Source organism: Dietzia maris, assembly GCF_014144855.1.
Lineage (GTDB): Bacteria > Actinomycetota > Actinomycetes > Mycobacteriales > Mycobacteriaceae > Dietzia > Dietzia kunjamensis.
Genome location: NZ_JAALDN010000067.1, coordinates 1 through 8,969 on the forward strand (window position 1 = coordinate 1; position 8,969 = coordinate 8,969).

Below are 8,969 nucleotides of genomic sequence, written 5' to 3' on the forward strand. Positions count from 1 at the left end.
GCCGACGGCGTGGCCCACCGCGACGGCCCGCCCGAGCCGCGCCGCGGGGTTGTCGCGCAGGGCGAGTAGCTCGTCGTACCACTCGACGATCTGGACCCAGTCGGTCTCGGCGGTGCGCGCGGCGTCGGCGTGCAGAGCGGCGATCGCGGCCTGCGCCTGGTACTCCCCCAGCTGGTCGCGTGCGAGCGCTGCCTGCAGGATCGCGACACCTTCCGCGATCGCTCGCGCGTCCCATCGGGTGCGGTCCTGCTCGGCGAGGGGGATGAGCTCGTCGTCGTCGTCGCCGCCGTCGTTGCTGTCACGGCCGGCCCCGCCGCTCCTGAACCGCGCGGCGCGGCGCGCGTGGTGCAGCAGCATCAACGCGAGCAGGCCCCGCACCTCGGGGTGGTCGATCGACGCCGACAGCTGCCGGGTCAGGCGCAGGGCCTCCTCGGCGAGGTCGACCTCGCCGGTGTAGCCCTCGTTGAACACCAGGTACAACACCCGCAGGACAGTGGCCACCTCGCCGGGCCGGTCGAGGCGCTCGCCGGCGAGGGTGCGCTTGGCGCGGCTGATCCGCTGCGCCATGGTCGCCTCCGGCACGAGGAACGCCCGCGCGATCTGGCGGGTGGTCAGCCCACCCACCGCGCGGAGGGTCAGCGCGATCGCCGACGGCATCGGCAGCGACGGGTGGGCGCACAGGAAGTAGAGCCAGAGGGTGTCGTCGGTGGGGTCCGGAGGCACGAGCAACGACGACGACAGCGACAACGACGAGCCCGGCCCCTGCTCCTCCGCCGCCCGCTGCTCACGACGCCGACGGGCGCCCTCGGAACGGGCGATGTCGAGGAATCTGCGCCAGGCCACGGCGGTCAGCCAGGCGTGGGGGTCACGCGGTGGGTCGTCAGGCCAGACGCGCAGTGCCTCGATGAGCGCCTCCTGGACGGCGTCCTCGGCCGTGGCGAAGTCGGCTCCGCGGCGGATGAGGATGCCGATGACCTGCGGCGTCAGCGTCCGGAGGTCGGGGGCGGTCATGGCACCGGCTCGTCTAGGCGTGGCCGGTGCGCGGGCTGTTCTTCTGCAGGCGGTCGATGTGCTCGGAGGCCTCGGCCTTCGTCAGCGTCGCCGGGAGTTCCTCGCCGGCCTCGCGGGCGAGGGTATCGAGGTAGCTCTTCTGCGCCTCCGTCATGGGCTCGTCGCCGGTGACCCAGTCGTCGGGGTCACGCTGCACCGAGCTGCCGTCGGTGGTCCGGCCCTCGGGGACGGGCGAACCGAGGGTCTCCTCTGCGCGGTTCTGGTTCTCGTCGGGCATCGGGGTGGTCGCGTCCGGGTTGGTCATGCCCGCACGGTACGCCCGCGCTCCCGGTCGAACCACCGGCCAGTGCGGGGTGCCCGACGCCACAATGGGGATGGTCACTGGGACCTGCTGGGGATACGATGTGGGAAACAAGGTGGGATTCAGCAGTGACAGTCCACACGTCAGGGAGCATCACGATGGCGATACTTCATCGGCGGCCGGATCTCGCCGCGTACGAAGAGGCGAACCGGATGACGAACGCCGAACTCGTCGGTGCACTCCGGCCACTCCTGGGTGATCGGTTGGTCGCCTACTTGGGGCAGGTCAAAGAAACCCGTGCGGTACGGGGATGGGCCGACGGCACCCGACAGATCGCCGGGCCGGAAACCGTGGAACGGCTTCGAATCGCCTACCGGATCGCTCGAATGATCTGCGAGCGCGATTCCCCGGCGGTCGCCCAGGCGTGGATGCAAGGACTCAATCCGCTTCTCGATGACAGGGCCCCGGCTCTGCTGCTCCGCGATGGTGACGTCGGAGAAACCGGCCCGATGGTGCTCGCCGCCGCGCGTCAATTCGTATCGGTCGGATGAGCCGCGAGACGGTAGTCCGTACCGACGCCGGCGACATAGTCGTCCGGAGACACACAGCCATAACAGTTCACCGCGTGGGATTCGCTCCCACACCGTGGCAGTGGACCGATTGGGCTTACGCCGAGGACGGCCGATTCGATGGACGGTGGGACGACCCCGGAGGCTCCTGGCGGACCCTCTACGTGGGCGAGACCCGGCTCGCCTGCCTTCTGGAGCTCCTCGCGAGATTCAGGCCCAGCTCGCGGGTGTCCGACGACCTCGCGGAGATAGAAGTCGACGGGGAAGACGAATTTCCGACCATCGAGGCGGGCACGATTCCACCCGACTGGTGCGAGGTGCGATGCAGTGGAACAGCGATGATGTCAGGCAGCTTTGCCGTTCCTGGTGATCACCGCTCGCTGGCCGCTCTGCGAGCAAGGTTTAGAATGACCGCCCTCGGACTCGGGCTCGACGACCTCGATGCTGCGGCGATCAGGGACGCGAGACCCCGCACCCTCACACGGGGAATCGCCTCCTGGCTCCACGGGGTCACAGACGTAGACGACGTCCCACTCGACGGAATCGAATTCGCCTCCCGACACGGGGACGACCTCACCTTGTGGGCGATCTTCGAACGCTCCCGAGATGGGGACGTGTCGGCCATCCTGGCGCCGCGCTTCGACAACGCGGGTCTCGGAACGGGTGACGCAGACCTCAACCGCGCGATGGAGTTGCTCGGCCTGCGCTGGGCCGACTGAGGCGGACCGGCCGCGGTCAGTCCTCGATCTCCGTGGGAGCGGTGAGCAGGGGCCGCAGTTCGAGCCACTCGCGGATCGGTTCGCCGCCCGGGCCCGGCGCCGCGGACAGCTCGGACGCGAGCGCCAGGGCCCGGTCGTAGTCGGCCACATCGATGATCATCCAGCCGGCGATCAGGTCCTTGGTCTCGGCGAAGGGGCCGTCGGTCAGCGGCGGGCGGCCCTCGCCGTCGTACCGCACCCACGTCCCCGACTCCGACAGTGCGTGGGAGTCCACGTACTCCCCGGAGTCCCGCAACCGGTCCGCGAAGTCCTCCATGTACTGGAAGTGGGCGGCGACGTCGTCGGGGTCCCATTCGCCCAGCGGCGGATAGGTGGGCTCCTCGGGTGCGGAGCCGCGATAGTGCTTGAGCATCAGGTACTTGGCCATGACAGAACCTCCTCGTGCTGTGCGACCCAGTGTGGTCGCTTCACCGGGGAGACGGAACAGGTCGCGGGTTCTCGACATCGAGGCCGGAGGCGATCGGCGCGGGCTCGCTGCGCCGGGACTTACCAGGCCCCGTCTTCCACGGTGTCTCCCGAGTGGTGCTTGAGTTTCACGATGCTCTCGGGCGGAACCGGGGGATGCGCGTCGTCGTCGCCGCCCAGCACCTGTCCGACAGACTTGACGCGCTTGAGCGCCTTGGCAGGGGCGAGATCGTCGCGATCAGCATCGAAGTAGTCGAACCAGGGCAGACCTGCCTCGGTGTAGGCGTCTCGGTCGACGGGCGTCGCAGGCGGCACCTCCCCCGTGATCGCCGTCCACTGCGCCGCCGAGCAGAGGTGGACAAAGACTCGTCCGGACCGGGACTCGTCGTAGTCGCCCAGATCGCGGTCGTCTTCGTAGACCTCCTGGCGCATCCGCCCACCGGCCCCGAGCCCCATAGTGGGTGCACTCTCTGTTAGCGGCATGGCGCTGTAGCAGATCAAGTCGTCGACGTACGACTGTCCCCAGTCCTCGAGCGCGGCGGCCGTCAGGCCGACTGCGCGCAATTGCACGCCACCGTGCTCCTCGCGGCCAGTCACCTGTCCCTCCACCGTCGCCCCCAGGCCCAAGGGGACTGCGACGAACTGGCGGATGAACCCGTCGCCTGCATTGATCCCGTCCAGCCAAGCCTGATCCGGCAACGACGTATAGTTCTGCGGGTCTTGCGACAGGGACTCGTCCCACTCCTCGCCGCTGATGGCGCACACCTTGCCGATGCCCACCTGCAGCGCAGCCGGCTCGCTGCTGTCCAGCGAGATCCACATGGCCTCACGCTGGTAGACGGGGAGCATGACGCCGCCGCGGGCCAGCCACTCCGCCGGGGCGGTGTCAGGGTAATCTTGAACCCTCCGGATCGGGAACAACCCGAGACCCGGCGGCAGGGGATGAAGCCCGTCCTCGGGGATACGCAAGGTGCGCTGGAACCCGATCCGTACGGGACCGATGTGCAGCTCTTTTCCGACCACTCGGACGTCGAACGCCTCAGACATGATGGCCTCCTTCGATGGACCACCCCAGTTGTATCGCGCGGGTCCGACAAGGACGTTGAAGAAGGTGATCGGCGCTGCCCGGTCTGCGGTCAGCAGCAGGAGCTGTTGACGGCCTCCGCTGGCGCCTGGGCGCCCGGCTCGGTGGAAGCGGCTGCCGTGCCGCAGCACACGCCGCCGTCGGGGTCGACCGGATCGGCACCGGCCGGGCCGTCGAGGTGCTGGGGACTCGTGCCGAAGGTCTCGGAGTCGGCGAGGACGGTGTAGACCTCCCACTTCTCCCCCGCCGGCCCGGTGACCCACACCTTGTCCTGGGTGGCGAAGCAGCAGGTGGTGCCGATCTCCTCGTCCGTGAACAGCCCCTCGTCGGTCAGGCGCGCGATCTCGGCGTGGACCTTCTCCGAGGACTCGACCTCCACCCCGAGGTGGTTGATCGAGCCACCCTTGCCGGGGTTCTCGAGCAGGACGAGCTTGAGCGGCGGTTCGGTGACCGCGAAGTTGGCGTAGCCGGGCTTGAGCTTGGCCGGCTGGACCCCGAAGAGCTTGGAGTAGAACGTGACGGCCTCGTCCAGGCGGTCGACGTTGAGGGCGAGTTGAACACGGGACATGGCGGCCTCCACCTGTGTGACATATATCGAATCGGTTTGCTCCACCAGAATGCTCCTGCTCTTCGATATATGTCAAGATGGTCGCTACACTCTGTTCATGCCCAAAGCGCTCCCCGTGATCGACGTCAGCGGGCCGATCTGCTGCGACTCGGTGTCGGCCGCCCCCATGAACGATGCCGCCGCCCTCGAATTGGCTCTGCGCCTCAAGGCCCTCGCGGACCCGGTCCGCCTCAAGCTCGTGTCGATCCTGCTCACCGACAGCGGCGACGGCGTGTGCACCTGCGATCTCGCCACGGGTGTCGACCTGGCCGAATCCACCGTCAGCTACCACCTCGGGCAGTTGCGCAAGGCCGGCATGGTCGACTCGCAGCGCCGCGGCATGAACGTCTACCACCGGGCCCGCGCCGAGTCGCTCGACGCCCTGCGCGGGGTGCTCGACCCGAACTGCTGCCGCTGACCGCCCGGCAGGCTGACCAGTCAGTCGAGGCGTAAACCACCCCACGACCGCCGCGCCACGGCGGAGACTGAGTTCCGTGCACACGATCGAGGCAGAGGACTACCGGCGCGAGATCCTCGGCTACTGCTACCGCTACTTCGGCTGCTTCGCCGAGGCCGAGGACGCGACCCAGGAGACCATGCTCCGCGCGTGGAAAGCCCGGGACGGCGCCGGGTTCCAGGGCCGATCGTCCCTGCGTACGTGGCTGTACTCGATCGCCACCAACGTCTGCCTCGACATGACGCGGGCTCCACAGCGCAGGGCCCTGCCCACGGACCTCACCGAACCCGGCGCAGTGCCCGACGACCCCACGATGTTGGCGACCCTGCCCGAGGTCACCTGGATCGGCCCGGCGAGCGACGCACACCTCGGGATTGATCCTTCTGCCACCGCAGTCGTGCGCGAGTCCGTCCGGCTCGCCTTTGTCGCCGCCCTCCAGCACCTGCCGCCCCGGCAGCGGGTCGTGCTGCTTCTGCGCGACGTCCTCGACCACTCGGCCGCGGAATGCGCCGACCTGCTCGGCATGACCCTCCCGTCCGTCAACTCCGCACTCGCCCGTGCCCGGAAGACCCTGTCCCGGCACGAGATCGCGCTCCCCCACCCGACGGAGAACACCTCGTCGTCGTCGCCCCGCCCCGACCCGCACGTCGACGCGGGCCTGCTCGAGCAGTACGTCGCGGCGTTCGAGGCCTACGACGTCGACCGGCTGGTCACACTCCTGACCGACGACGCCGAGTTCTCCATGCCGCCGTTCGAACTCTGGCTGCGCGGCTCGGCCGAGATCGAACGGTGGTGGCGCGGTCCTGGCGAGGTCTGCCGCAACGCGCGCACCATCACCACCTCCGCCAACGGCCGACCAGCCGTCGCGGTCTATCACGCGGCCGGCGACCAGCGTTGGGAGCCGTTCGCGATCCACGTCCTCGACTCCGACGCCGGCCGCATCTCGGCCATCACCCACTTCATCGGCGCGCACCACTTCTCCGAGTTCGGCCTCCCCGCACGGTTGCCGTAGGCGTGGAAACCGGTGCCCCGACCCCGCCGGCCTGCAGACGACCGGCGCGGCAAGGAAATCCCCCCGGCACCGATCAGTTTCGCCGACCCGTCCCGTCTACCCCTGTGAAGGCAACTCCCCCGGGCCACGGGCACCCGCTCGACCGGCCACCGAAACCCCGCAGGAGGGATCATCATGAGCCGCAAGATCACCGCGCACATGTTCTCCACGCTCAACGGCGTGTCCGAGCACGCGGAGCGCTGGCAGTTCGACGCGTTCGGCCCCGACGAGATGCAGTCCATGCAGCAGATGACCGCCTCCACCACGGACCTGGTGCTGGGCCGCACGCTCTGGCAGGAATGGTCCGGGTTCTGGCCCACCTACGCCGACGACCCGTTCGCCCAGTGGGTCAACCCGGTCCGCAAGCACGTGCTCACCTCGACGCTGACCGGGGACCTGCCGTGGAACAGCACGATCGTCTCCGGCGACCCGGCGGAGTACCTCGAGCAGTTGCGCACACAGCCCGGCGGCGATATCGCCGTGGGCGGCGGGATCGAGACGACCCGACGACTGGTCCTGGCCGGGCTGGTCGACGAGCTCACCCTGACCATCCACCCGGTGATCACCGGTGACGGTCGCAGGCTCTTCGACGACTCCGTACCCACCACGCGGCTGCAGCTTCGAAGCTCCACCCAGACCCCGGCGGGCAACATCGTCGCCACCTACTCCGTCCGCCCGGAAACCCCGGACACCCCGGCCGCCTGACCGACCGGCCGCCACCCACCAGCAAGGAGAACCCGATGTCATTCCAGGCCTACCTCGACACGATCGAGACCAGGACCGGACTCACTCCCCGGCAACTGGTCGATGCCGCCACCGCGAAGGGCTTCGGCCCCGGGACCAAGGCCGGTCCGATCCTCGCGTGGCTCCAAGGAGGACTACGACCTGGGTCGGGGACACGGGATGGCCCTGGTCCATGTCATCACCACGGGTCCGAAGATCGATCCGAAGCACGTGGGGGAGGGCGGTGCGCACTCCGACGCCTCCGACACGCTGTGGCTCGACGGGGCGGCCACCAACCCCGACAGGTGACGGGCGACTGGCTTGTGCCAGGGCCGGCGGGCGACGCGAGCGCCCGAGGGGTACCTCCCCGACGAGCTCCCGGAGGGATGGTCTAGAGTTCTTTCTCGCAACGCGGTGAGCGAGAGCGAGCCTGCGAAGCGATGCGGATGTGGCGCAGCTGGTAGCGCATCACCTTGCCAAGGTGAGGGTCGCGAGTTCGAATCTCGTCATCCGCTCTCTCGGAAGTGACGACGACGAGGTCGTTCATTTCCCTCTGGACGCACACGCGCCGGGATAGACCGAACCGGCCACATTCGCAGTTACCTCAACCAACAGCCGGACGCCGCTCTACCCTCCTGACATGAGTCGAGGCGCGTCCCTCCTGCGAATCACCGTCGCGTACGTCATCGCCATCGCCGCCGGGTTGGCGTGGCTGGTGTGGGGTCCGGACACCGGGCAGTTGTGGCTGGACGGGCTGATCGCGGACATCGTCGCGACGCTGGTCATCTTCGGGTTCAGCCGCATCTTCGGGAACTCCAGCACGTACGACGCCTACTGGTCGGTCATCCCGCCGCTCCTGGCGTTCTACTGGTGGGTCGCCGCCGATGCCGGCGTGAACGACGTCCGCTGGTGGCTCATGATGGCGGTGCTGGTGGCGTGGGCGATCCGCCTCACCGCCAACTGGGTCCGCACCTTCCCAGGGATGCATCACGAGGACTGGCGCTACCCGCTGGTCCGCGAGCGGGCCGGGAAGTTCGGCCTCGTCGCCGACCTCATGGGGATCCACGTATTCCCCACCCTGGTGGTGTTCGCGGGCCTCATTCCCGTCTACGTGGTGGCCACGCGCGCGGGGCAGCCACTCGGCTGGTTGGACATCGTCGCGTTCGCCGTCGGCATCGCCGCACTGGCCCTGGAGACGATCGCCGACCTGCAGATGCACCGCTTCCTCGCCACCCGCACGCCGGGCCAGGTCATGCAGACCGGGGTGTGGTCGTGGTCGCGACACCCGAACTACGTCGGCGAGTGCGGCATCTGGCTGTCGATGGCCCTGTTCGGCCTGGCCGCCTGGCCCGGCGCGTGGTGGGTGTTCGTCGGCGCCGCCGCGATGCTCGCCATGTTCCTGGGCGTGAGCATCCCGATGATGGAGCGCCGCAGCCTCGAACGCCGCCCCGAGTACGACGACGTCGTGCAGCGCGTGTCCCGGTTCCTCCCGCGACCGCCCAGGAAGGCCACCGCCCGCGTATGACCCGCCCCCGCGTCGTGATCGTCGGGCTCGGCGACGCGGGCGTCCTCACCGCCATCGCGCTGCACCGGTATGCCGACGTCGTGGGAATCACCGCCACGCCGGAGTTCGTCAGCGGCCAGGAGCTCGGCCTGCGCCTGGCCCGGCCGGAGGCGTGGGAGCGGGACTACCGCATCGCCTACCGCCGATTCCGCGGCCTCGACCGCACTCGCATCGTGCACGGCACCGCGACCGGCCTGGACACCCGCGAGCGGCTCGTGCGTGTCACCCTCGCGGACGGCACAGCGGGCGACAGCACAGTGGCCGAGGAACCGTACGTCGTCGTCGTCTCCACCGGGGTGACCAACGGCTTCTGGCGCCACCCCACCCTCCGGGACGCGGCGGACGTCGACGCCGAGCTCGCCTCGCCGCACCAGCGCCTCGCGGCGGCCGGGTCGGTGGCGGTGATCGGCGGGGGCGC

Annotated in this window: 13 protein-coding genes, 1 tRNA gene and 1 pseudogene; 10 read left to right on the top strand and 5 right to left on the bottom strand. The window is 69.2% G+C overall.

The window, feature by feature from the left end; translation table 11 throughout:
- On the bottom strand, positions 1 to 1,011 hold a 1,011-nt coding region (locus G6024_RS02600), incomplete at its 3' end, for an RNA polymerase sigma factor (RefSeq protein ID WP_159147889.1).
- 13 nt (positions 1,012 to 1,024) lie between these two features.
- Entirely contained in the window at positions 1,025 to 1,315 is a 291-nt protein-coding gene (locus G6024_RS02605) for a DUF3072 domain-containing protein (RefSeq protein ID WP_159147892.1), read from the bottom strand.
- A gap of 155 nt (positions 1,316 to 1,470) precedes the next feature.
- Here G6024_RS02605 and G6024_RS02610 point away from each other — a divergent pair, with 155 nt between their 5' ends.
- Positions 1,471 to 1,863 carry a hypothetical protein gene (locus G6024_RS02610; protein WP_069388672.1) on the top strand — a complete coding sequence of 131 codons (393 nt, stop codon included), beginning with the start codon at positions 1,471 to 1,473 and terminating at the stop codon, positions 1,861 to 1,863.
- Complete coding sequence (locus G6024_RS02615; protein ID WP_119192785.1) at positions 1,860 to 2,600, top strand: RES domain-containing protein; 741 nt, start codon at positions 1,860 to 1,862, stop codon at positions 2,598 to 2,600. The genes G6024_RS02610 and G6024_RS02615 overlap by 4 nt, the downstream gene beginning before the upstream one ends.
- Positions 2,601 to 2,616: 16 nt before the next feature.
- On the opposite strand, the gene G6024_RS02620 is transcribed toward G6024_RS02615, so the two are convergent.
- The 3 genes from G6024_RS02620 to G6024_RS02630 all read right to left on the bottom strand — a co-directional run bounded on the left by G6024_RS02620 (position 2,617) and on the right by G6024_RS02630 (position 4,717).
- Entirely contained in the window at positions 2,617 to 3,027 is a 411-nt protein-coding gene (locus tag G6024_RS02620) for a YciI family protein (protein WP_067716108.1), read from the bottom strand.
- A gap of 119 nt (positions 3,028 to 3,146) precedes the next feature.
- Positions 3,147 to 4,112 carry a hypothetical protein gene (locus tag G6024_RS02625; protein WP_159147894.1) on the bottom strand — a complete coding sequence of 322 codons (966 nt, stop codon included), beginning with the start codon at positions 4,110 to 4,112 and terminating at the stop codon, positions 3,147 to 3,149.
- 89 nt (positions 4,113 to 4,201) lie between these two features.
- Positions 4,202 to 4,717: an ArsI/CadI family heavy metal resistance metalloenzyme gene (locus tag G6024_RS02630; protein ID WP_119192811.1), complete on the bottom strand. Its 516-nt coding sequence runs from the start codon at positions 4,715 to 4,717 to the stop codon at positions 4,202 to 4,204.
- Positions 4,718 to 4,814: 97 nt separating this feature from the next.
- On the opposite strand from G6024_RS02630, the gene G6024_RS02635 reads away from it, so the two are divergent.
- From G6024_RS02635 to G6024_RS02665, 8 genes and pseudogenes are all read left to right on the top strand, one after another.
- Positions 4,815 to 5,174 (top strand): Rv2640c family ArsR-like transcriptional regulator, encoded by a 360-nt coding sequence (locus G6024_RS02635; protein ID WP_119192812.1) that lies wholly within the window; start codon positions 4,815 to 4,817, stop codon positions 5,172 to 5,174.
- A gap of 76 nt (positions 5,175 to 5,250) precedes the next feature.
- Positions 5,251 to 6,225, top strand: coding sequence for a sigma-70 family RNA polymerase sigma factor (locus G6024_RS02640; RefSeq protein ID WP_200841543.1), 975 nt, complete (start codon positions 5,251 to 5,253; stop codon positions 6,223 to 6,225).
- 174 nt (positions 6,226 to 6,399) lie between these two features.
- The gene (locus G6024_RS02645) at positions 6,400 to 6,969 is read left to right on the top strand and encodes a dihydrofolate reductase family protein (protein ID WP_067716097.1); all 570 of its coding nucleotides are present in this window, start codon (positions 6,400 to 6,402) and stop codon (positions 6,967 to 6,969) included.
- Between the two features lie 35 nt (positions 6,970 to 7,004).
- Positions 7,005 to 7,079 (top strand): annotated as a pseudogene (locus G6024_RS16535) (DUF4287 domain-containing protein); the annotation flags it as partial.
- Positions 7,080 to 7,167: 88 nt separating this feature from the next.
- Positions 7,168 to 7,296: a hypothetical protein gene (locus G6024_RS16870; protein WP_256388222.1), complete on the top strand. Its 129-nt coding sequence runs from the start codon at positions 7,168 to 7,170 to the stop codon at positions 7,294 to 7,296.
- Between the two features lie 133 nt (positions 7,297 to 7,429).
- Positions 7,430 to 7,502, top strand: a tRNA-Gly gene (locus G6024_RS02655).
- 125 nt (positions 7,503 to 7,627) lie between these two features.
- On the top strand, positions 7,628 to 8,512 hold the full coding sequence (locus G6024_RS02660; protein ID WP_067716095.1) for a DUF1295 domain-containing protein: 885 nt from the start codon (positions 7,628 to 7,630) through the stop codon (positions 8,510 to 8,512).
- On the top strand, positions 8,509 to 8,969 hold a 461-nt coding region (locus tag G6024_RS02665), incomplete at its 3' end, for an NAD(P)/FAD-dependent oxidoreductase (RefSeq protein WP_478213472.1). The genes G6024_RS02660 and G6024_RS02665, both read left to right, overlap by 4 nt.